20 protein-coding genes are annotated in these 23,519 nt (G+C 59.8%); 15 read left to right on the top strand and 5 right to left on the bottom strand.

What is annotated here, in order from left to right; translation table 11 throughout:
• Positions 1–137: 137 nt before the first annotated feature.
• Together Q8M73_01950 and Q8M73_01945 are read left to right on the top strand one after the other, a co-directional pair.
• On the top strand, positions 138–1,568 hold the full coding sequence (locus Q8M73_01950) for an NAD-dependent succinate-semialdehyde dehydrogenase (GenBank protein ID MDP2287314.1): 1,431 nt from the start codon (positions 138–140) through the stop codon (positions 1,566–1,568).
• Positions 1,565–2,659, top strand: coding sequence for an MBL fold metallo-hydrolase (locus tag Q8M73_01945; protein ID MDP2287313.1), 1,095 nt, complete (start codon positions 1,565–1,567; stop codon positions 2,657–2,659). Before Q8M73_01950 ends, Q8M73_01945 begins: the two co-directional genes overlap by 4 nt.
• Here Q8M73_01945 and Q8M73_01940 read toward each other — a convergent pair.
• Genes Q8M73_01940 through Q8M73_01930 form a run of 3 tightly spaced genes read right to left on the bottom strand, consistent with a single transcriptional unit; the run spans position 2,656 to position 5,123 of the window.
• Positions 2,656–3,336 carry a dienelactone hydrolase family protein gene (locus tag Q8M73_01940; protein MDP2287312.1) on the bottom strand — a complete coding sequence of 227 codons (681 nt, stop codon included), beginning with the start codon at positions 3,334–3,336 and terminating at the stop codon, positions 2,656–2,658. The genes Q8M73_01945 and Q8M73_01940 overlap by 4 nt on opposite strands.
• A 14-nt stretch (positions 3,337–3,350) precedes the next feature.
• Complete coding sequence (locus Q8M73_01935; protein ID MDP2287311.1) at positions 3,351–4,346, bottom strand: aldo/keto reductase; 996 nt, start codon at positions 4,344–4,346, stop codon at positions 3,351–3,353.
• A gap of 15 nt (positions 4,347–4,361) precedes the next feature.
• Positions 4,362–5,123 (bottom strand): SDR family NAD(P)-dependent oxidoreductase, encoded by a 762-nt coding sequence (locus Q8M73_01930; protein ID MDP2287310.1) that lies wholly within the window; start codon positions 5,121–5,123, stop codon positions 4,362–4,364.
• A gap of 196 nt (positions 5,124–5,319) precedes the next feature.
• Here Q8M73_01930 and Q8M73_01925 point away from each other — a divergent pair, with 196 nt between their 5' ends.
• Positions 5,320–5,805, top strand: coding sequence for a DoxX family protein (locus Q8M73_01925; protein MDP2287309.1), 486 nt, complete (start codon positions 5,320–5,322; stop codon positions 5,803–5,805).
• Here the strand turns inward: Q8M73_01925 and Q8M73_01920 are convergent.
• The gene (locus tag Q8M73_01920) at positions 5,802–7,103 is read right to left on the bottom strand and encodes a CoA transferase (GenBank protein MDP2287308.1); all 1,302 of its coding nucleotides are present in this window, start codon (positions 7,101–7,103) and stop codon (positions 5,802–5,804) included. The genes Q8M73_01925 and Q8M73_01920 overlap by 4 nt on opposite strands.
• On the bottom strand, positions 7,081–8,109 hold the full coding sequence (locus Q8M73_01915; protein ID MDP2287307.1) for an enoyl-CoA hydratase/isomerase family protein: 1,029 nt from the start codon (positions 8,107–8,109) through the stop codon (positions 7,081–7,083). Before Q8M73_01915 ends, Q8M73_01920 begins: the two co-directional genes overlap by 23 nt.
• Positions 8,110–8,373: 264 nt before the next feature.
• Here Q8M73_01915 and Q8M73_01910 point away from each other — a divergent pair, with 264 nt between their 5' ends.
• The 12 genes from Q8M73_01910 (at position 8,374) to Q8M73_01855 (ending at position 23,338) form a co-directional block, all read left to right on the top strand.
• Entirely contained in the window at positions 8,374–9,606 is a 1,233-nt protein-coding gene (locus tag Q8M73_01910; GenBank protein ID MDP2287306.1) for an ABC transporter substrate-binding protein, read from the top strand.
• Positions 9,607–9,875: 269 nt separating this feature from the next.
• Entirely contained in the window at positions 9,876–11,132 is a 1,257-nt protein-coding gene (locus Q8M73_01905) for an ABC transporter substrate-binding protein (GenBank protein MDP2287305.1), read from the top strand.
• A gap of 311 nt (positions 11,133–11,443) precedes the next feature.
• Positions 11,444–13,462 carry an ABC transporter permease gene (locus Q8M73_01900; protein ID MDP2287304.1) on the top strand — a complete coding sequence of 673 codons (2,019 nt, stop codon included), beginning with the start codon at positions 11,444–11,446 and terminating at the stop codon, positions 13,460–13,462.
• Positions 13,463–13,469: 7 nt separating this feature from the next.
• Positions 13,470–14,288 (top strand): ATP-binding cassette domain-containing protein, encoded by an 819-nt coding sequence (locus tag Q8M73_01895; protein MDP2287303.1) that lies wholly within the window; start codon positions 13,470–13,472, stop codon positions 14,286–14,288.
• Complete coding sequence (locus Q8M73_01890) at positions 14,289–15,005, top strand: ABC transporter ATP-binding protein (protein ID MDP2287302.1); 717 nt, start codon at positions 14,289–14,291, stop codon at positions 15,003–15,005.
• A gap of 177 nt (positions 15,006–15,182) precedes the next feature.
• Positions 15,183–16,397, top strand: coding sequence for a CoA transferase (locus Q8M73_01885; GenBank protein ID MDP2287301.1), 1,215 nt, complete (start codon positions 15,183–15,185; stop codon positions 16,395–16,397).
• A gap of 8 nt (positions 16,398–16,405) precedes the next feature.
• Positions 16,406–17,599: an MFS transporter gene (locus Q8M73_01880; protein MDP2287300.1), complete on the top strand. Its 1,194-nt coding sequence runs from the start codon at positions 16,406–16,408 to the stop codon at positions 17,597–17,599.
• Between the two features lie 22 nt (positions 17,600–17,621).
• Complete coding sequence (locus Q8M73_01875; protein MDP2287299.1) at positions 17,622–18,830, top strand: MFS transporter; 1,209 nt, start codon at positions 17,622–17,624, stop codon at positions 18,828–18,830.
• 72 nt (positions 18,831–18,902) lie between these two features.
• Complete coding sequence (locus Q8M73_01870; protein ID MDP2287298.1) at positions 18,903–19,928, top strand: DUF2889 domain-containing protein; 1,026 nt, start codon at positions 18,903–18,905, stop codon at positions 19,926–19,928.
• Positions 19,921–21,030, top strand: a complete 1,110-nt coding sequence (locus Q8M73_01865) for an acyl-CoA dehydrogenase family protein (protein MDP2287297.1) — start codon at positions 19,921–19,923, stop codon at positions 21,028–21,030. The genes Q8M73_01870 and Q8M73_01865 overlap by 8 nt, the downstream gene beginning before the upstream one ends.
• Positions 21,031–21,053: 23 nt before the next feature.
• Entirely contained in the window at positions 21,054–22,154 is a 1,101-nt protein-coding gene (locus Q8M73_01860; GenBank protein ID MDP2287296.1) for an acyl-CoA dehydrogenase family protein, read from the top strand.
• Positions 22,151–23,338, top strand: coding sequence for a thiolase family protein (locus Q8M73_01855; GenBank protein MDP2287295.1), 1,188 nt, complete (start codon positions 22,151–22,153; stop codon positions 23,336–23,338). Before Q8M73_01860 ends, Q8M73_01855 begins: the two co-directional genes overlap by 4 nt.
• Positions 23,339–23,519 lie beyond the last annotated feature (181 nt).

Raw genomic sequence — 23,519 nt, 5'->3', positions numbered from 1 at the left:
ACGCCTCATTGACCTTGTTATAACTGATTGGCCTGATCTTTCCAGTACCCGCACTAATAACACAATAAGATAACTATTCTGCCTGCTGCGGCGTTCGGACTGCCGCGCAGTGAACACGCGTGAGGGAGATCTTCGAGATGCTTTTTATCGGTGGCGAGTGGGTTGAAAGCTCATCAGGAACATTCTTTGATTCCACGGATCCGGCGACTGGCGAGGTTCTTGGCCAAGCTGCCGATGGCACGCCTGAAGACATGAAGCGCGCTATCGCTGCTGCGCAGGAGGCCTTCCCGGCCTGGGCCGCCAAGACGGCCTATGAGCGGGCCGCGATCTTGATGAAGGCCTTTGCGCTGATGAACGCCAAGCGTGATGAGTTGGCCACCTTGATGACCAAGGAGCAGGGCAAGCCAATTCGGATGGCTCGCACCGAAGTGGGCTACGCCGCTGATTTCCTATCGTGGTTTGCTGAAGAGGCCAAGCGCGTCTACGGCCAGACGATCCCGTCCTCCCGTGCTGATCACCGATTCATGGTCCTGCAGCAGCCGGTAGGCGTGGCGGCCGCCATTACGCCGTGGAACTACCCGATCTCGATGCTGACCCGCAAGATCGGCCCGGCCCTGGCAGCGGGCTGCACGATTGTGGTCAAGCCAGCTGAGCAGACCCCGTTGTGCGCGATTGCCACGATCAAGATCCTTGAGGAAGCCGGTGTGCCAGCGGGTGTGGTCAACCTAGTGACGACTAATGACCCGGTCAGTGTCGGTGAAGAGATTCTCACCAACCCAGCGGTGCGCAAGATCAGCTTCACCGGATCAACTGAGGTGGGCAAACTCATTGCATCAAAGGCCGCGGCAACCATGAAGCGCGTCTCGATGGAGCTCGGTGGTCACGCGCCGTTCATCGTGTTTGCTGACGCCGATCCCGTGAATGCGGCTAAGGGTGCCGCAGCGTTGAAGTCGCTGAACACCGGTCAGGCCTGCATCTCCCAGAACCGCCTGTTCGTCCACAAGTCCATAGCGGCGGAGTTCACCAAGGTGCTCACCGATCGGATGGCTTCCTTCCCCGCTGGTCACGGCCTTGATGACAAGGTCACCGTTGGTCCACTGATTGACCAGCACGCGCTGGACAAGATGCAGCGTCAGGTTGACGACGCTGTTGCCAAGGGCGCGACTGTTACCACCGGCGGAAAGCGATTGACCGAGAACGGCTTGGACAAGGGCCTGTTCTGGGCACCTACCGTGATCACCAATGTCACCGAGGACATGCTCATCTACCGCGAAGAGACCTTCGGCCCAATGGTGCCCGTCATCGAGTTCGATGACGACGATGATGTCGTCGCGATGGCCAATGACACTGCTTACGGCCTGGCTGCCTACGTCTACACCCCGAACTTGAGCAAGGCCTGGAAGACCGCTGAGGCTCTGCAGTTCGGGATGATCGGCGTCAACGACATCAACCCCACCTCCGCAGCTGTGCCCTTCGGTGGCATCAAGGAAAGCGGCCTGGGTCGCGAGGGTGCGCGCGAAGGCATCATGGAGTACCTCGACTCGAAGGTGCTCGGAATCTCACTGTGACAGCAACAGCAAGTGCACAGATAACCGTCACTGGTCATCTGCAGAAAGAGGCATGGCTGCGTCGGGAGATGCCGCCCGTTGAACTCGTGCGACCAGGCCTCTGGTCGATTCCGGTGATCTTTCCCAACAACCCACTGCGCTACGTCAATGTCTATGTCATTGAAATACCCACGGGTGTGGTGCTCGTGGATGCTGGCTGGCCTGTCGATGAGGCATGGGCAAATCTGAATGACGGATTGACGAGCATCGGCTACAGCATCACAGATGTCGAGGGCGTGTTGGTGACGCACAATCATGCTGATCACCTTGGGCTCGCCGGACGCATTCGCGATGCATCGGGTGCTTGGGTGGCGATGCACCGACTGGACGCCGAAGACATCAGCGAGCAGGTTGATCCGGCCAGGATGCAGATGCGCGGAGAGACCTGGCTGATCCGTGCCGGCGTGGAGATCGCAGACATGCCATCGCTGATCATTGACGCTGGCCAGTTCGTGGACTTTGGCCGCCCGCCGCAGGCTGACCGCCTGATCGAAGATGGCGAGCGCCCGCTGCCAGGTGCTCCTGCCATTCGTGCTCTCTGGACTCCAGGTCACTCGCCGGGCCACTTGTGCTTCATTGATGACGAACGCCAGTTGCTGATGAGCGGTGACCACCTGCTGCCACGAATCTCGCCGCACATCTCTGTGCATCCAGGTGAGCAAGGCGATCCACTGGGCACCTACCTGAATACCTTGAACTCACTCCGTAGCATGAATGATCTTGAAGTGCTTCCGGCTCATGAGTACCGATTCGCTGGAGTAGATGCCCGCGTTGCGCAGATGAATGAGCATCATGAGGACCGTCTGACTGAAGTGCTGACTGCGATCAACGAGAAGCCTGGTTGCACCACCTATGAGATCTCCAGCCACCTGACCTGGTCGCATGGCTGGGAGAACACCCAAGGCATGCTGCGACGCGCAGCAATGGGAGAAACCCTCGCGCACATCGTTCATCTGGTCAGTCGTGGAGCGATCTACAACAAGCAGATCGACGGCCGCGTCTATGACGGCCAGATGATCAGTACGGACTCGTGGTTCGCTGCCGCCGGTTAGGCAATGTGCGAATCGAACCAGTCGATGGTGCGCTTCCAAGCAGCTGCTGATGCATCTGGGTGGAAGACGCCCGAGTCACCGGGACGGTGGAATCCGTGTTGGGCTTCTGGGTAGATGTCGATCTCAATCTCCTGCTCGACCTTTCCGCCTTCGATGCGCAGCACTTCAAGATCGGCGACCGGAATACCCCGGTCGGCCTCGCCGAACTGTCCCAACCATGGTGTCTTCAGATTGCCGACTTCGTCGATGAAGGATTCATAGCCCATCCGCCCGGCAGCAACGCCGCCGCCGTAGAACGTCACAGCTGCACCCAGGGGCAGGCGCACTGCAGTGTGGAAGGTGACGGTGCCGCCCATGCAGAAGCCAACGATGCCGATCTGCTTCAACGTGAGTCCCTCAGAGACGAGGTAGCTCACTGCGTCATCAACGTCTGCGGCCGCACTCTCCCCAGTGACGGTCTGCATGACCTCTATGGCTGCTGGGATGTCGTCATAGGCGACAACAACTGCCTCGCCTTCACGATGGAACAGGTCCGGAATCACCGCAAGGTAGCCAGCTTTTGCGGCCTGTTCGGCGACATCGATGATGTGCTCGGTGATACCGAAGGCTTCCATGATGACGATGACGCCACCCTTGGGAGCGCCTTCTGGCTTGCGGACAGTCAGTGGTGCGGTCAAGGGAGTCTCCTTCGTCACGGGTTGACAGTTGGCATGGCACTTGCGGCGTAGCGTCCACCGGCTGCAGCACCATACGGCGCAATGACATCGATCGCAGCAAGTTCCTCTGACGTTAATTGGATTGTGGCGGCAGCGACATTGTCATCGAGGTACTTGCGGCGCTTGGTGCCAGGAATGGGTACGACGTCTGAACCTTGAGCCTGCACCCAGGCAAGTGCCAATTGGGCTGGCGTGACCCCGCGGGCTGCTGCGAGGGCGCTGAGTTGCTCCACCAATTTGAGATTGGCCTGCATGTCCTGGCCTTGGAAACGCGGATTGCTGCGGCGCCAGTCACTGTCGACAAGCTCATCTGTGCTTTGAATCGTGCCGGTCAGGAGTCCGCGGCCAAGTGGTGAGTAGGGGACCATTCCGATGCCCAGTTCACGCGCGGTTGACAGGATTTCATTGTGCTCGATATCGCGGGTGAACAATGACCATTCGTATTGGCCTGCTGTCATCGGATGAACGGCGTGCGCTCTGCGCATGACGTCGGCTGACGCCTCACTGATACCGAGGTAGCGCACCTTGCCGGCTGTGACGAGCTCAGCCATTGCACCCCAGGTGTCCTCGATGGGCACCCGACGGTCAACGCGGTGGTAGTAGTACAGATCGATCGTGTCGATGCCAAGACGCTGCAGACTGTCGTCGCAGCTCTGGCGGACATACTGCGGATCCCCAGTTATTGTCATCTTGCCGTCGACCATGTGATTGGCGAACTTCGTTGCCAGCGTCACTTGGGAACGACGGGTCTTCAGCACTTCACCGATGAGTTCTTCATTGTGATGCGGACCGTAGACATCAGCGGTGTCCCAGAAGCTCACTCCGAGCTCGAGCGCGCGGAGCAGGGTGGCCGTGGACTCCTCGTTGTCGCGGGTGCCGTAGACGAAGCTCATGCCCATACAGCCCAGCCCCTGCGCCGGAACTTCGAGTGCTGCGCTGCCTGAGCCAAGAGTGCGAGTGGGAAGTGACATGCGGTCCTTTCGAGATTAGCGAGGTGCCATGCGGATGGAGCCATCCAGGCGAATGGTTTCTCCATTGAGCATCGGGTTGTCGATGATGTGCTCGACCAAGGCCGCGTACTCCGAAGGCTTGCCCAGACGGCTTGGGTGCGGCACCTGATCGCCAAGAGACTTGCGCGCTTCTTCAGGAAGTCCGGCAAGCATCGGGGTTTCGAAAGTACCTGGGGCAATGGTCATCACTCGAATGAGGAACTGCGCGAGATCTCGAGCCAGCGGCAGGGTCATCCCAGCTACACCGGCCTTTGATGCGGCATAGGCGGCCTGACCAACTTGACCGTCGAAGGCCGCCACAGATGCCGTGTTGATGATCACGCCGCGCTCCTCGCCATCAGGATCGATCTTGACCATTCGCTCAGTGGCCAGCCGCACCATATTGAAAGTACCGATGAGGTTGATCGATACCACTCGCTCGAAATCCTCAAGTGGTGTGGCGACTCCTTTGCGGAGCACTCGATTTGGGGTAGCGATACCGGCGCAGTTGACGATCAATCGCAATGGCCCCATCAGTTCTGCGGCGTCGAGCGCAGCCCCAACCTGTGCCTCGTCGCGCACATCAGCGGCGACGAAGGTCGCGGTCGAGCCAATTGCCGCAGCTTCGGCCGCTCCTGCGGAGGCAGGCAGATCGATGAGCACCACATTGGCTCCGCGGGCGCTGAGCATCTTGGCGGTCGCCAGTCCTAGTCCCGAACCGGCGCCGGTTACGCAGGCGCTAATGCCCTGGATTTGCATGGTGAGATGTCCTGTTCTTCTGGCGGTTCAAGTTCGGCCCGGTCCGCGGCTTTTGGTGGGATACTGGGGCACCATAGTCGCGCGAGCGCAGGCCCGTCATGCTGATGACCAAACCGGCCGAGGCACTCGGCAGGCTCACACTGGAGGCAAGTAGATGACCAGCACGTACTTCAATTCGAACGCGTTAGATCTCGCGATGCTTCTCATCCGCTTGGCAATTGGGCCCATGATCATTGCGCACGGTTATAACAAGATCTTTGGTGCTGGTGGTCTGACTGGCACGGCGAATTGGTTTGAAGGACTTGGACTGAAGCCGGGCTGGGTGCATGCCCGCGTTGCTGCTTTCACCGAGATTTCCGTCGGCATCATCATCACTCTTGGCCTGTTCACCAGTTTCGGAGCTGCCGGCATCATCGGACTCATGGTCGTGGCCATGTTCACCGACCATCGAGGCAAGGGCTACTTCGTCTTCAAGGGTGGCCTCGAGTATGTGCTGTTCGTAGCAATAACTGCGGCGGCGCTGGCTTCGGCTGGACCAGGCCGCTGGTCACTTGATCATGTATTCGATCTGGGCTGGTTTGGCGTGCGCTGGGCTGTCGGCGCGGTCGTGCTCGGTGTTGGTGCAGCGTTGCTCATGCTGGCAACGTCCTACCGACCAGTGAAGAAGTCGCCAGAAAGCTAGAGACCAAACCACGACTGCACAACTTCAGTGTCTTCACCAAGGGCGCGCGCGGGAGCAAGTACCGTTCGCGCCCTTGGCATGTGCATTGGCCGGACGCCGAACTCGGTGTCGACCTTCCAAAGTCCCTGTGCGAAGTACGGATCGTGATCAGGCTCTGAGCCCGCAGTTGCGGCTGCGACATCTGCCAAGGCAATCTCAATGAGATGCGTCCCACCGCGCTTGGTCATCGCAGCGGCAGCGACAGCGGCATGGATGCCAGTCAGTGGATCAGCAAGCGCATCGGCCACCGGTATGGGAGTGCCGTCGATCCAGCGGACGAGGCCAGCCGCCATCGCGGAGTCGTCGCCAAAGCCGACCCAGTCGGCTTGGGGACCGGTGGAACCATAGGCACTGAGTTGTACCCACACACCGTGCTCTCGACTGGCGAGAAACCGCTGTGGATCAAGTTCAAGTGATGCCAGACCTCGTGGCCGCGCCGAAGTGATGACGATGTCGGCGGTATCGACCAGTGCGTGCAGCAGGTCGAGGTTGTCGGTATGGAACGTCACTGAAGGCTGACCGGAGTGCAGCAGATCGTCGAAGAGCGGCAGACCCTTTCGCCCACCGTCAGGCCTTGTGACGCTCTCCATCCGCATCACCTTGGCGCCGCTAAGGCCAAGGAGGTTTCCACAGAGTGGACCAGCCCACAGACTCGAAAGGTCAAGAACTCTCATGTCGGTCAAAGCGCGATGACCCTTGGATTGCACTGAAGTGATGCGCATGAGCTCACCTGGCGCCACCTCTGCGATGACGGCGGCCGGAAGGCCAAGAAGGCGGCATCGATCAACGGCCTCGCGCGCGCTTAGGTGCCAGGCCCACAGCTCCACTGCATCCCAGCCCGCGGATTCCTTCTGGCTCACCAAAGCCGGAATCAACTCCAGATCCTCCTGGCGAGCCAGCGACAATGCGAAGAATTCATCTCTGGCGCGTACGGCCCGGCAGTGATTGCCAAGAGACCATGGCGCATTGGCTGGCCATTGTGAGATTGCTGCGCGTTCAGCCAGAAGCGCTTCCCCGCGAATGCCGAGCGGACCTACGAGCGCATCGAGGGCAAGCATCGCTCCGCGCGCGGCAGTTGCGGCTGCTCCACTTGGAAGCAGAGGTCGATCCGGGTATCCCGTGATGGCGACAGCGCCACTGCTAGCCCAATCAGCGATGGGTGCACTGTCGGTGGGCTGGGCAATGGAGGTGGGTACGCCAAGCAACTCAAGCAGTGACTGAGCCCACGCACTCGCACTAGTCGACGGCAGCGATGTCATCGATGAGTCCCCATTCACGGGCGTGCTCTGCTGACAATGTGCTCGCGCTCAACACCATCCACAAGGTGCGCCAGCGCCCGATGCGAGCCGGGATGCTCACACAACCGCCGGCCCCAGGAAGCAGGCCCATGTGCAGTTCGGGCAGGAGAAAGGTACTTGCGGGGTCAGCTGACACATGCTTGGCAAAGGCCGCGATTTCAACTCCAGCTCCCACGCATGGTCCATGCATATGCACGTGCGTGCGATCCGCGATCTGCGAGAGCTGCCACCCTGGATGCTGAGTCACACGAACGGTCCAAGCAGTTGCCGGATCAGGTGTGGTGCCGAATTCGCGAAGATCGCCGCCATTGCTGAAGCAGGGTCCCTCGCCGGTGAGGCGCACACGAAGATCGGGATCGGCGATGGCGATGGCGATCGCATCCACCAGGGCGGCGCGCATCTGACCGTCGATGGCGTTGAGTCGAAGCCTGCGCGTCATGCGAATGCTCAGAACATCGTCTTGGAGTGTCGTCTCGACTCGAGCGGATTCGGAACTGGGAACTGCCTTACGGGCGCCTCGAGAATGGAGCCAGCCAGCGAATTCGGGACCCGCAAGGAGAGTGGAGTACGCAGCAGCCTCAGCAGCAATGCCATCGCCAATTGGAAGTGCAGCCGTCTGACGCAGCAGCGAAGCAAGCACGAGAAGTGCTCGAGGCGCCCGATTCGCTGCCTCTGTGAGTTCAGTTATTGCCTGTTCAAGATCTGGCACCTGGACCACTCTGCGATCGGGCGCCGGCGCAGTGCTCACCACGAGATCAAGGTGGTCAGCAACCGCGAGATCCGAATGCGCCATGGCGGTTCTCGTCACCCCGATAAGCAGGCATATTCGCGAGTCCAGGCTTGACAGGTCCGCTGGCACCGGAGAATCAAGATCGACGAATCGCAGAACTCCCGAGACTTCGCCTTCAGTTGTGATGCGGGGGTACCAATCGCGCGAGGCGATCAACTCGGCGAGCGGGATTGGCATGGGTCAAAGGGTAGGCGCGATTGATTGCTCGGTTCTCGCCGATGGAAGTTTTCTCCGCATAGCAGACATAACGGAGCAGCGCGAATAACGAATCGGTAACGAACCGCAATAGCAACCGTAAGTCTGACTAGTTTCAAAAATGCGGGTGAACACCACCTCAACTCGCGAAAGTCGAATTCATCTTCCACGACCCACGGAGGTCAACGTATGTCCAGAACATTCCAGCCGAAGCATCGCCTTCGGAACACGTTTGTGGTTGGCGGCATGAGCGCAGCAGTTGCGCTCTCGTTCGCAGCCGCAGGCGCCAATGCAGCTCCCACGCCAGCGCCAAAGGTCACCACCAATGCCAGCTGCCCAGCCAGCGAAGGTGTGACGCCCACTTCGATCAAGCTCGGCTACTTCGTGCCGAAGACTGGTCCGGCCGCCTCGAACTTCGCAGGCGGCGAGCAGGCTGCTCGTCTGCGCATCGCACAGGAGAACGCCAAGGGTGGCATCAACGGGCGAAAGATCGAGCTGATTGCATACGACGATCAGGCCAACGCCGCGACGCAGGTTACGGTGGCGAACAAGGCACTTGAGAGCGATCGCATCTTCGGCCTGATCATGACCTCGGCGAACGACGCGGCGTTCCCGACCTTCAAGGCGCAGAACGTTCCCGTGACCGGCTTCAACGTTCTGGCAATGGCAAGTGACCGAAATACCTTCTCTGTTGTCGGCCCGACTTCGCCCACCATCATCAGCACTGCCATTGCTGAGCGGCTCAAGCAAGCCGGCGTGAGCAATGTGGCGCTGATCGCACACAACAGCCCAAGCGCGGCTGCTGGCATGATCAACACCTCGAAGGCACTTGCTGCCAGTGGCACGGGTGTGAAGCAGGCCTTGTTGATTACTGACGAGCCACAGGGTGCGCACGACGCAACCTCCACTGCACTGCGAGTACGCAACTCGGGCGCCGATGGCGCATACATGTCGATGTTCGTCGACGGTGTCGTGTCCATTGCTCAGGCACTGAAGCAGCAGGGAGTCAACCTGAAGGGCTCAGTCGGCGCCGGTCTGGTCGATCCAGCAGTGATCGCCAAGGCAGCTGGTCCTCTTGAAGGCATGATCGGTACGACCTACGGCACAATCCCGGCCGGCGTGCCAGGTGCGGCCGGAATGCGTACCTACATCAACGGCATGAAGGCGGCAGGGCTCAACCCCTACAGCCCCACCGCCCCGATCGCCTTTGCGGCAGCGGACTTGATGATCCACGGCTTGAAGCTCGCTGGTAAGTGCCCAACTCGGGCTTCCTTCATCGACAACCTGCGCAAGGTCACCAAGTACAACGCGGCAGGCATGATGCCGCAGTCGGTCTCCTTCCAGCCGGGTGTCACTCCGATGGGCTCGCCGGCCAACTGCTCCTGGTACGTAGTGATCAAGAATGGTGTCCCCATTCCTGACGCCAAGGCCACCTGCGGCAAGTTGGTGGACGCAACGACGGGCCAGGTCGTCGGCTAGTCAGTAACAAATGCGTAACGCTTGTGGGCATCGGAGAGTCTCCGGTGCCCACAAGTCTGCTCGCACTGAGGTTCATTGCATTACAAGTTGATCAAGAACGGCGTGCGTCCTATCAATAGTCAGGAACCCGACTTACCGTTGTAAGCACGCAAGCAATTGCGTTGGGTTCGTCCCTCTCCATTCCAGTGGGCGTCGAGTGCCAGGCCTTGTCTTGACGCCCACTGCTCCACCACTGCAGTGGTGCACCCGATGTGACGCACGCAGGTGCAATGACCGAACATGTGCCTGTGAGAATCTCCGCAGCGGCAGCTTCAACTGCAGTTCTTGCCCTATTGCTCGCTGCATGTGGCAGTGCCGCTGCGCCAGATGGCGCCCAAACCACGGCGACCCCTATTAATACGTGTCCTCCTATGCCCGGTGTCACAGCTGATTCGGTGACGATTGGCGTGGTCTTTCCGCAGTCAGGGTCGGCAGCGCCAGTCTTCGCCAATTTCGGAGTCGCGGCCCAACTACGAGCAGATGAGATCAATCGCAAGGAGGGGATCAACGGACGTCGAATCGTGTTGCGCTCCTATGACGACCGTAATGATCCGATCACCCAGAAGGAGGTCGCCAAGCGCGCCCTGGCCGACGGCGTCTTTGGGATCATCGCCGCATCCCAGCAGCAGTCGATGTACCCCGCTCTTGCGCAAGCGGGCGTTCCGGTCACTGGCCTGCCGAATCTGCCGCCCTATGGCACCGACCGCAATGTGTTCGGTGCTTTCGGGGCGTACTCAACAACCTATGCCTCCACTGCGGCAGCGCAGCGATTCAAGAGGGCCAAGGCTCGATCCGTTGCGGTGGTCACGGCCCCGTCAGCTGGCGCCCAGAACGCTGCCCAAGGATTCATTGCGAGCCTGACCGCCACAAACCTGACTCAGGCTGGTGGCACCTACGTCCTCCAAGCGGCGCAAGACAACCTCGCGCTCGTCGCATCGCGGATCAAGAGCTCAGGGGCGACCGGGGTCAACGTCATCTCGGTTGTGGGAGCGGGGACCTCCCTGCTGAGATCTCTCAAAAGGCAGAACGCGACCCCCGTCATGACCTTGATCAATGGGCTCTCCAATCCCAGGGATGTGCTTGAGGCCGATGGGGCACTCGATGGGGCAGTGGGCGCGCCATACGGCACCATCCCATTGCAACTGGATCACGCAGAAGTCAAGAGTTACGTCGCAGGAATGGCGGCCAAGGGCGTTGATCCCTATTCACCGCTGGCACCCATCGGCTATGTCTCCGCCGACCTGATGGCAGCCGGACTTGCTGGCGCAGGAGCATGTCCGACCCGATCGGAATTCATCCGCGTTCAGCGCGGAGTCAGCGACTACTTGGGTGCTGGCCTCTTGCCCGGCAAGGTCTCGTTCACGCCCGGAGTCACCCCAGACGGGGATCCTCAGAAGTGCACCTGGTTCTTGACAGTTCGTGGTAATTCGATGCTTCCGGATGACAATGCAACGTGCGGAGTACTCATCAATACGGGTGCGTATTAGGCAATACGCGAGCGAAAACTTGGCACGACGGATGCGTGAACAAAAAGGTGTACTCAATTGCGCCATTCCCCTTGACGGGCTGTTCCCCCCTCCCTAGGCTCGCGACTCAACATCTCGATGGAAATCCGGACAAATGGCGTCGCTACCGCGGCGCCACTCGGCTGGATGTCCTCAAGGAGCCTTGACGCAACCCGTCAGCCTCCCTTGCACGGCATGGTCAGCCGCACCAATTGCTGATTGCCACCTCGTACTCTCCGCCTTTGGCATCTGCCAAGGACGGATTCGATCGGCCCTGACCAGGAGGACCCCAGGTGCTCAGTTTTGCAATCGCTGGCCTTGCCGTTGGCGCGCTTTATGCGATGTCGGCCATGGCATTGGTCATTACCTATAACGCGTCCCGCGTCTTCAACTTCGCCCAAGGCGGCATGGCCTTCTTCTTGGCCTACTGCTTCTACTACATGGGTAACAGCGACACCGGACTTGGTTGGAACCTTTGGCTCTCAGCAGCCATCGTGGTGCTGATCATTGGACCGCTGCTCGGTCTGTTCCTGTGGTGGCTGCTGCTGGGCAAGCTCGGAAACCTGGCCCCGCTGACCAAAGTCGGCGTCATGATCGGTCTGCAGGTCGCACTCGTTGCGGTCACGACCTTGATCTTCGGCCACGATCCGGTCTACCTCGTGTACGGCCCCGTTGGTGAGCCGTCGGTCATCTTCAGCATCTTCGATGTGAACGTTTCCAATGAGCAGTTCATCATCATCGTGACTGCAGCGATCGTGGCGCTCGGTGGCTACTACGTCCTCAACCGCACGATGGCGGGTCTGGTCACCCGTGGTTCGGTTGACTCCGAACTCATGACGGTGCTCACCGGCACCAACCCCAAGTTCGTTGTTGCATCCACTTGGGCCATCGGAACCGGCATCGCCGGTCTGGCGGGCCTGATGGTGCTTCCGAAGGTCGGCTTGAGCCCTGGCGGTTTCGCCAACCTGATCGCCGCGTCTATGGCGGGTGCAGTCATCGGCAAGTTCACGCACTTGTGGCGCGCATTCTTTGGCGCGCTTGTCTTGGGTGTTACTCAGGAAGTTCTGGTGCTGTACTTGCCAAGCGACGGCCTCCTAGGTACCGCCCTTCGCCCAAGCCTGCCCTTCCTCTTCATGGTTGGCGCAGTTCTGATCTACAGCCAGCAGAAGGACGTCAAGGCCGACTCGCAGAAGGTCGAAGTCGCTGCGGTTAACAACGCCTACGAGGTCTCGCTGTCGAAGTACCTCAACATCATGCGTAACCCCAAGGGACATTGGGACCGCTACGTTGGCTACGCAGTTCTGGCTGTCGTGCTTGTCGGCATCCCGCTTCTCTTCAACGAGTACTGGACAGGATTGATCGCGGTTGGCTTCTGCTACACGGTGATCTTCTTGTCCTTCCGATTGGTCACAGGTGAGGCAGGCATCATCAGCCTCTCCCAGATCAGTTTTGCTGGTCTGGGTGTCATCGGGGCGGCCTACGTCGTGAACAACGACACCTGGTTCGGAGCAGCAAATGAAGTGCCAATCCTGTTGGCGATGCTCATCGGTGGCATCGTGGCCGGTATCACGGGCACGGTCGTCGGATTGCTGTGCCTGAATCTCGGGCCGCTGTACGCCGCAATCGTGACCTTTGCGTTCGCGCTTCTGGTTGATCAGGCGGTCTACACCCGTGATGAGTTCTCAAATTTCGGATCGGGTCTGCCATTTGGACGTCCGGTGCTGTTCGGGCTGACTCTTGATACGCCAAAGACCTTCTACTGGTTTGGTGTGGTCGTCATGTTTGCGGTGATGTTCGTGCTGTGGGCCCTGCGTCGCTCGACGACTGGTCTGGTGTTCGCCACCATCCGTGCCAGCCGCGTTCGTGCGGCAACGCTTGGCTTCGACATCTTCATTGCTCGCGTAGGCGTCTTCGCCCTCGGTGCTGCAGTCGCAGGTATCGGCGGATCGATGGTCGCTAGCTTCCAGTTGGTCGCGTTCCCGAACGGCTTCATCATGACCATCGGTCTGGTGTGGTTCGCATTGGCAGTCGCCCAGGGCACCAGTTCTATGGGTGGTCTGGCGGCTGCCGGTACGTCGCTCGTGTTGGCTCCGGCGATCTTCTCGGAGTTCTTGCCAGAACGACTCGCTGACCTCCCAATTCTGCTGTTCGGTTTGGTGGCCATCAACATGGTGGTTGACCCGATCGGCATCAACCCGAACTTGCGCGCGATATTCCGACATCTGGCAATCAAGATAAGCGGCGGCACCGTGCACTCGCCGTCGTATGAAGAAGATGAATCCAATAAGACCAACGTTTCAGCAGGAGTGTGACGTCACCATGTCGACAGAAACAATGAATGCTGCGCCAGCACTGAGAGCAGAGAATGTCAGCATCCGCTTCGGTGGCGTGCAGGCGCTTGACGCCGTCAGCATGAGCGCTAAGGCTGGTGAGATCACTGCATTGATCGGCCCTAACGGCGCAGGCAAGAGCACCATGCTCGGCTGCATTTCAGGCACGCTCTTCCAAAATCAGGGCAACATCCTGATTGGCGACGTGGATGTCAGTAATTCATCTGCTCAGCGGCGTGCGGCCATGAACATGGCTCGAACCTTTCAGTCACCGCAGTTGGTCACTGAACTCACGGTTCGCCAGCATGTTGTTCTGGCTGCGCGGGCTGGCAAGCAGGTTCGTGCCGGCAAGCTTGCAACGTCTGGTCGCTTCCTGCTGGATCTGATTCCGTTCATCTCGCGAGGTATCTCCAAGGCTGAGATTGATTCAGCTGATGAGCTCATCGAAGAGCTTGGTCTTGGTCGCGATAAGGAGAAGGGTCCATCGGATCTGACGCTTGGTCAGCGCCGTCTCCTGGAGGTAGCGCTGTGCCTGGCAACGGGTGCAGAGATCATGCTGTTCGACGAGCCATCGGCTGGTCTGGACCGCGCGGAGACCGAGCACCTGGGTCGTCTGATTCAGCAGCTCGCCAGCGAGCGCAACATCACGGTCGTATTGGTCGAGCATGACCTGGAGTTGGTGTTCGCCATCAGCACCAAGGTCTTCGTGCTCGACTTCGGCAAGCTGATCGACAGTGGCACCCCAGCTGAAATGCGCGCAAGCAAGGCTGTTCAGACCGCTTACCTTGGAACTACGGAGGACGAGTAAATGTCAGAGGCGATGATTGAGGTTAAGAACCTCACGCTCAAGTACGGCGATGCACTTGCCGTGGAAGATGTTTCCTTCTCCCTCGTCAAGGGCGAATGTCTCACCATCCTTGGCGCCAACGGTGCGGGAAAGAGCAGCATTGGCAAGTCCCTTGCCGGTCTGCTCCCACCATCCAGCGGCAGCATTTCGATGGCCGGTGACGACATCACGTCCTTGGACCCGTACCTCATTGCACAACGAGGACTGTCCTACCTGCCTGAAGGCCGGGCCATCTTCCCCACCCTCACGGTGGAGGAGAACCTCATGCTCGGCGCGCGCAAGCTTGCCGAGGATCCGAAGTTGGCTGTGGAGAATGCCTACCAGTTGTTCGCCCGCCTCGGCGAGCGTCGCAAGCAGCAGGCACGAACCCTCTCAGGTGGAGAGCAGCAGATGCTGGCAGTTGCCAAGGCACTGATCACCGAGCCAGACGTGCTCGTGGTCGATGAGCTCTCGCTCGGCTTGGCGCCAATTGTTATCGCTGATATCTACACGGCTCTGGCTGCAGCCCGAGTGAAGAACAACGTAACAATCGTGCTCATCGAGCAGTACATCGACCGCGCGCTGTCCTTCGCTGATCGCGCCATGCTCATGGTGCACGGTCATGAAGTCTGGAACGGTCCTGCTGACAGCAATGCTGACAGCATCGTGCGTAGTTTCCTCAGCGGAGATGCCGCCTAGTTCGCGCAATACTTGTTCAAGATGCGTTGAAGGCCCAAGTGCAATGCACCTGGGCCTTCAACGTTTTTCGGGTTTCCTCAAATCGGTTGACGATTGCACCTACGATGCAAAACACGTGTGATTTCGCACTTTCCTATATCCGCGCCCGATCGTCGGCCGTTCTAATGCGAGGTATTCATGAAGATGCTCGAAGGTATTCGCGTTCTCGATCTGACCATGTGGGCGTTCTGCCCTTCGGCTGGAGCCGTGCTCGCCGAGTGGGGCGCTGATGTCATTCACATCGAAAATGCCAAGTCACCGGACCCGTTGCGAACCTTGGCCGGCGGCGGCACCCTGGAGCCCGGCAAGGCTCATTGGATGTTCAATCACTACAACCGTGGCAAGCGCGGCATTGCCTTGGATCTGGCCAATGAGGAAGCTCGTGAGGCGCTGTATGCCCTCGTGCGCGAATCGGATGTGTTCCTGACAAGCTTCCTGCCCAAGACGCGCAACAAGCTTGGCTTTGATGTCGATCAACTGCGGGCTATCAATCCCAACATCATCTACGCCAAGGGCACAGGTGGTGGACCGCTTGGACCCGAGAATCATCGAGGCGGATACGACGGCGCTACCTGGTGGCATCGCGGATCGCTTGCCGCCACTGTGATGAGCGTGACGCAGACGACGACGCCCTCGGGAATGATCGGTCATGGCGATGGCATGTCAGGACTCGTGCTGGCCGGCGGAATCGCGGCTGCGTTGTTCAAGCGCGAGCGTTCGGGTGAGGCAGTTGTGGTGGACTCATCGCTGCTGGGAACTGCTGCCTGGTTCAATGCACCGGCGATCATCGGCAAGGCCGTCGATGGCCCTAACTCAATGATGGGTCAGTACATCCCACGCGAAATGGGTCAATGGTCCGGTGCGACGTACCGCACTTCCGATGACCGATTCCTGGGCCTGCTTCACTTAGGAGATCATCAGGCTGAGTTCGTGAATCTCTGCGAGAACCTCGAGCGGATGGACCTGGTGGCAGACCCACGGTTTGCCAGCCCGATGGATCGCATGACCAACTCTGCTGAATTGATGGCCATCATGGACGGCATCTTCGCCTCAAAGACACTTATCGAATGGAAGGCCATTCTCGTGCACAGCAAGGGCGTCTGGGCTCCCGTGCAAACGGTGGAAGAGATGCCAGACGATGTGCAAGTCCAGGCCAACGGAATGATCCGCACCGCGGAATATGGCGGTCGGCAGCAGCCAATCGTCATGCCACCAGTGATGTTCAACGAGGATGCCGGTCCATGCAACCCGGCACCTGACTTCGGGCAGCACACTGACGAGGTCCTTCGCGATATCGCCGGATACGACGCTTCCCGCATTGCAGAACTGCACGCCGCGGGAGCGATCGTCTAGGTGCACATATGAGTGAACTGAAAAGTGAGCGCCTGCTCACAGGCAAATTGGTGTTGCTGATGGTGGGTACCTTCGGCGTATTCCTTGGCAACGGCATAATCACGCCGGTCCTGCCAGTATTTGTCAAAGACGATCTCGGTGGTAGCGACGTTGCGGTCGGCGTGGTCTTTGCAGTTCAGGCGATTGCAGCAATCGCCATTCGCCCGTGGCTGACTCCGAAATTCAATGCATGGGGAGTCAAGCCGATTCTCATCGGATCGATGATCGCGAGTGGACTTTCATTCGGTCTGAGCGCTTTCGTTCCCAATGTGTTCTGGCTGATCGTCCTTCGATTGATCTTCGGGGCTGCCATGGCCGCGCTGTTCATTGGTGGTTTGACCGCGGTCACCGGTCTGGTTTCTCCTGTCAGATCTGGCGAAGCGATCAGTTTGTTCTCGGTCGCGCCGTATTTGAGCATGGGCATCGGGCCAATCGTGGGGCAGGCGATCTTCCAGGCCTTTGGCTACGTCCCCACCTTCCTGCTCGCCGGCGGTGTCGCCATGCTTGGGGTGGTCCCGATGATCTTCTACAAGTCGGCGCCCATCGCCCCGCTTGCCGATGCCGAAGGGGTCAGGCTCAAACGCTTCTACGGACCTGCCGTCTGGCCAGGTATCGTGATCGCCCTCGGCATTGTGGGCATGCTGTCCTTCGGCGCATTCATGCCGCTGTTTGCCCTGGAGATTCCCGGCCTTGAGATCCAGATCTGCTTCCTGATTCTTTCGGTTGGTGTCTTGCTCGTGCGCACTGTCGGCGGCCGGCTGCCTGATCGGATTGGACCCAAAAAGACCAGTGTCCTGGCCACCTCGGCCTTGATCATCGGCATGGCCGGACTGGCCACCACGATGGGCCCCTACTGGGCGTACCTGGCGATCATCCCCTTTGCCTTCGGGCAGGCTCTGCAGTATCCGAGCCTGCTGTCGCTGACTCTTGATGATGTGTCCGAGCAGGATCGTCCCGTCGCGATTTCCACCTTCACTTTGTTCTTCGATGTCTCACAGGGATTTGGCGGACTCATTGTGGGCGTTGTCGCAGCTGTCGGCGGTTACCGATCTGTCTTTGCTGCTTCGGCTTTCGCAGCCTTCATCGGCCTGATGATCATGCTCGCTATCGTGCTCCCGAGGTACGAGGCTGGCAAAAAAGCTCGCGCCACTGTGATCGCCTGAACCCCGAATTGGGAGTATGACTGTGCGCATCCGCACGCGCTCGACAGCTGCACAACAGATCGAGCCACTCGTCACATTGAAGTTCTTCCTGATTCTGGTTGCCGCATTCGCCTTCTTCATGGGTGTTGGCATGACTCTGCCGATCTTGCCGGTCTTCGTGCACGAAGAACTGGGTGGAACCGATGTGGAAATCGGGCTTGTCGTTGCAGTGCAAGCCGTGTCCGCAATTCTGGTTCGTCCATGGATCACGCCGCGCATCAATCGATACGGCGCTGTTCCTGTCGTCTTGGCCGGAGCAACGCTGGGCGCGATGAGCACCGCGCTCATGCCGCTGGCGCCGAATGTGTCGACGCTGATCGTGCTTCGGCTCTTGCTTGGCGCAGCGCAGGCGGCACTGATGGTGGCGATGCTTTCTGCGGTCATGGCTTGGGTCAGCGAGTTTCGTCGCGCGGAAGCTGCAAGCGTCTTCTCGATTGCCCCCTATATCGGCTTGGCGATCGGGCCGGTTGTGGGTCAGCTGGTCTACAACGCCGCTGGATACGAAATTGCCTTCGGAGCGGCAGGTGCCATTGCATTCTTTGGTGCGCTACCGGTGATCATGGTGCGCAAGTCAGATATTCGTATCTCTGACATGACATTGCTCGAGGGGGAGAACAAGCCGCCGGCTTTCTACCTGCCAGCGATCCTGCCCGGCGTCGTGCTCGCGCTCGGCATCGTTGGAATGGTTGGCATGAATGCCTTCCTGCCACTGTATGCACCCACGCTTGGCTACTACCAGGTGCAGTGGCTGTTCTTCTTCTACTCAGCCATTGTGCTGTCGGTGCGGCTCTTTGGTCGTCGCGTTCCCGATCGCGTGGGGCCACGCATCACCGGTATCTCGGCCACGGTGTCCATCGTCATCGGCCTGGCAATTATGGCGATCACTCCGGGCTGGCTTGGCTTGTATTTGGCCATGGTGCCCCTGGCTGTTGGAATCGCGCTTCAGTACCCGGGCTTGATGGCTCTGGTGTTGAGCAATGTCGATGACCGCACCCGGCCTGCGGCGATCTCCACCTTCACGATGTTCTTTGACATCGCACAAGGCATAGGCGGGCTGGTCGTGGGCCTCGCAGCGGCATTTGGCGGGTATCGCGCCGTCTTTGGTGCGGGTGCCGTGTGCTCAATGATCGGCCTGGTTGTGCTGGTCGTACTTGTGTTGCCTCGGTACACCCGCACGAGCGCCCCAAGCTGATGAATTGTCTGATATCAGTACGGTCAACTGCTACCTTGAATAGCGCCTGAAGCAACCATCAGGTGCTTTCACATGGACAGGACAACAGTGAGCAATCCAGTCGGAGTTCCGCTTGCCCGCGGCATCACTGCGCCTCTTGAGCAGCTGTGGACTCGCAAGCCCAACTCCGTTCGTCGCACCGCGACCCTCAGCGCCCTGCCTGGAGCCCAATGGTCGGGCTTTGCCGTCGAGGGTGTTGCTCGCGACGCTGCCTTTGGCGCAGATCGCCAACTGCTGAGCACCCGCACTGGCCGACTGGTTGCTCAGGTCGGCGAGAAGGGGAGCCTGGAATCCGTGGAGGTCACCGACGAGACGGGCACCCGCTCGCTCACCGAGGATCTGCGCGGAATGTCGATCGGCGCTGGTTTTCGCGCGCAACTTGCTCGTCTGGAGCCGCCAATTGCCGACTCCTCGCTCGTCGGCTCACTTCTCGATGACTTGTCTGGTCTTCGGCACATTGCCGGCTACGGCTTCATCGTCTCCGAGCCTCAGATCCCAGGCATGCTGGCCAATTCACCCCAGGTCGGCACATGTGCGGGCTGGATGGCCGGTGGTGTCGCGGCCATGGCCTCCAGCGAGAGCATCCTTGGAGATCTGCCGCATGCCCCGATCATCGATCAACTCCTTGCAGACGAACTTGACTGGCATCGGGAGAATGATCTTGCGACCGGCTCTATGCAGCGCCGTCGGCTGCTTGACGTGCTGCCACTCAGTGATGGCACGACTGATCTGCACATGTGGTTCCGTGATTCCCTCCACCTCAGTGACGACTTCGACGGCGCTCTGCACGAATACGTCGTGCGCGCCAGCCTGGATGCCCAAGGCCTGCTCTCAGACGCCAAGGCCGAGCCGCGTAGCCTTCCGATGGGAGACTGCCCGCTTGCGGCATCGCACGTCGGGTTGCTTGAAGGTCGACCCGTGAGTCAAATTGATGAGGGAGTGCGAGCTCATTTGCGAAGTGAACTCGGCTGCACGCATCTCAATGACGCCATGCGCTTTCTTCGTTCTGCCACGCCAATGCTGCATCAGTTAAGTGAAAGTGAGGCCCACCATGGATGACCTATTAGCAGAGTTGCGTATCTGGCTCAATGACGCGCTCCCGAAGTGGAAAGCCAAGTGGGACGGTGACACCTCATGGGACGCACTGTGCGACTGGCAGCGCATGTCATCCGAGGGCAAGTGGGCCACCGCTGCCTGGCCCGTTGAGTTCGGCGGGCGTGGCTTGGGCACGATGGATGTACTCGCGATTGAAGACGTGATGGCCTCCTACGGGGCTCCGCAGATCCCAGGCATGATCGGACTGAAGAACGTCGCCCCCACGCTGATGAAGTATGGCAATGAGGAGCAGCGCGCATCGGTTCAGAACATCGGCAGCACTGATGAGGTGTGGTGCCAGGGCTTCAGCGAGCCCGGTGCTGGCTCTGACCTCGCATCGCTTCGTACCCGGGCCGTCATTGATGGCGATGAGTTCGTCATCAATGGTCAGAAGATCTGGACATCAAATGGCATGCATGCAACACACATGCAGCTCCTGGCCCGCACGAATCCCGATGCCCCCAAGCACAAGGGCATTTCGGCCATGACTCTGCGCATGGACACCCCTGGTGTCGAGGTGCGCCCCATCAAGCAGATCAATGGCGGGGCTGAGTTTGCCGAGGTGTTTTTCACGGATGCGCGTGTGCCAGTCGCAAATCTGCTTGGGCCCTTGCATGAAGGCTGGAACGTCACCATGACCACCCTTGGCCATGAACGCGCCGGAGTTGCGGTGTTTGCTGGCCGCCTCGAGCAGCGCATCCGCACCCTCGTCGAAGACGTCACCAAACAGGACACCAAGGTCTCGCCGATCGTCGCTGATGAGCTGGCCGAGTTCTACGTTGAAGCTCGCGTGCTGGGCATGATGGGACGCCAGATGCTGAACAAGATTGCCCAAGGCGGAACACCTGGTTCTGAGCAGTCGGTCATCAAAATGGTCTGGAGTGAACTCAGCCAGCGCGTTGACACCGTGGTCATGGCAATGGCTGGCGTCGACGGTGTGACTGGTGAGAACTCTGGCGCAGCAATGGGCTACCTGAGTGCGCGTTCAGCAACTATCGCCGCGGGCACATCGGACATTGTCAAGAACATCATCGGTGACCGCGTTCTGGGTCTTCCCCGCGACTAATTGCACCAAGGAGAGGTACGACCATGAAGAACGCAACGACAACTGAGGCTGAGCGCGCAGAATTCCGCTCCAGTCTTCGTGACTTTCTCGCCAAGTCCTCGCCGGAGTCCCGAGTGCGCTCGGTCATCGACGGCGGCACGGGCATTGACGAGAGCACCTGGAAGGGTCTGGCAACAGATCTCGGTGTCGCAGGCCTGCTGATTCCCGAGGAGTTCGGTGGGCAGGGGATGGGCATGCCCGAGATGGCTGTCGCCCTGGAAGAAGCCGCACGCGCATTGGCCTTCGTGCCGCTGCTCACCTCCAGCGTGCTGTCGACTCTTGCCATTCAGCTCTCCGGAGATCAAGAAGCCTGTGCCAAGTACCTGCCAGGCCTGGCCGATGGCAGCGAGATCTACGCCTTCGCCGGCCTTGACGGTGCACTCACCACGACCGTCGCGCGAAATGAGACCTTCTGGGGCCTGTACGGGACCAAGACGGCGGTGCTCAATGCCAACGTTGCCTCCAGATTCCTGGTTGTGGCGAGCACGCCGGATGGCACTGGTCTGTTCGTGGTCGACAGCCACGCCGGTGGAGTGGTCATCCGCCCCCAGGATGCCCTTGACCTCACCCGACCAACGGCACTGGTGACCTTTGAGGGCACTGAAGGCATACGCATCGGCGGCGACTTCACTGACGCCCTGAAGTCTCTGGAGTCCTTTGGCCGGATCGCCACCAGCGCTGAGTTGCTTGGCATGTCTGAGCGGCTTATGGAGATCTCGGTGGAGTACGCCAAGACTCGTGAACAGTTCGGCAAGCCGATTGGCGCCTTCCAGGCAATCAAGCATCGTTGCTCAGAGATGTTCGCTCATGTGGAATCCATGCGGGCCGCCGTTGGCAGCGCCGCGCTCGTAGACCCCGAAGACACTGGCGCATTGCATGAGCAGGCACTGGTAGTGAAGGCCTACTGCGCGCGTTTTGCCCCGTGGATCGCAGAAGCAACCATTCAGGTGCACGGCGGCATCGGCTTCACCTGGGAACACGTCGCCCATCTCTACCTGAGGCGTGTCAAGACCGACGAGGTGCTCTTTGGAGATGCCCTCGCCTGCCGAGACGAGCTCCAACAACTCCTGGGGCTGACAGCATGAGCGAGGCCTATATCGTCGACATCATTCGCACCCCAATTGTTCGAGTGCGACGTGATGGAAGCAGCTACACCAGTGTCCATCCAGCCGATCTGCTTGCAGTCCCGTTGCGCGCGCTAGTCGAGCGCAACGGCTTCGACCCGGCGTTGGTTGACGACGTCATCGGCGGCTGCGTGACGCAGATTGGCCGTCAGAGCAACAACATCACGCGCAGTGCTGTGTTGTCGGCGGGCTTCCCGCAATCGGTGCCGGCCACGACAGTTGACCGACAATGCGGCTCATCGATGCAATCGGTTGTCTTCGGCGCTCAAGGCGTGCAGGCAGGAGCCTACGACCTGGTCATAGGCGCTGGCGTGGAGTCCATGAGCACTACCGCCATGTTCAGCAACAAGAACGGTGAGGATCCCTTCGGACCGGCAGTGGCAGATCGCTACACCGGTGGTGGACTGGTCGAGCAGGGCATCTCCGCTGAACTCATCGCGGCTCGTTGGGGACTTTCACGTGAAGCCATGGATGCCTACTCAGTGCAGTCGCATCAACGAGCTGCCGCGGCGCAGGCTGCTGGCCTCTTGGCCCAGCAGATTGTGCCGGTGACCCTTGCCGATGGGACAGTGATATCTGCCGACGACGGCATTCGCGCTGACAGTTCCGTTGAGACTCTCGCCGGTTTGAAGCCAGCCTTTGTCAATGATGAGGCCAAGGCACGCTTCCCAGAGATCCAATGGTCAGTCACCGCAGGCAACGCCTCGCAGATCAGCGATGGGGCATCCGCAGTGCTCATCGTCAGTGAGCAGATGCTGAAGACTTTGGGACTCAAGCCCCGTGCGCGCATCGTTGCCTCATCTGTCATCGGGGACGATCCAGTTGAGATGCTCTCGGCAGTCATCCCAGTCACGCACAAGACCCTTGCCAAGGCTGGGCTGAAGTTGTCGGACATTGATGCCTTCGAGGTCAATGAGGCATTTGCGGCACCTGCGCTTGCCTGGCTCAAGGAGATCGGCGCCGACATCGAAAAGGTCAACCAGAACGGTGGCGCGATTGCCCTGGGTCATCCACTTGGCGCATCGGGTGGCCGTTTGATGGCGTCGCTGCTCACCACCTTGGAGGCCACCGGCGGACGATACGGATTCCAGACCATGTGCGAGGCCGGCGGCCTGGCAAATGGCCTGATCATCGAGCGTTTGTAGGCGCAGATCCGCCATGTGAAGTGGGGCTCACTTTGGGGGATCGCATAGCCAGCCGTGGAGGCCTTGCCCTAAGGTGAGAATCTTGACGGCAGGCGCCTCGATTACCCTCGTGGGCTTTCCGTCTGCCTTTTTGCGGTTCCGTGCCGGACACCCTCTGTGAGCACGAGTCTGCCGCCTGTCC

It is taken from the genome of Actinomycetota bacterium, from assembly GCA_030684515.1.
Lineage (GTDB): Bacteria > Actinomycetota > Actinomycetes > S36-B12 > S36-B12 > UBA11398.
This window is presented reverse-complemented; position numbering and strand designations above follow the sequence as displayed.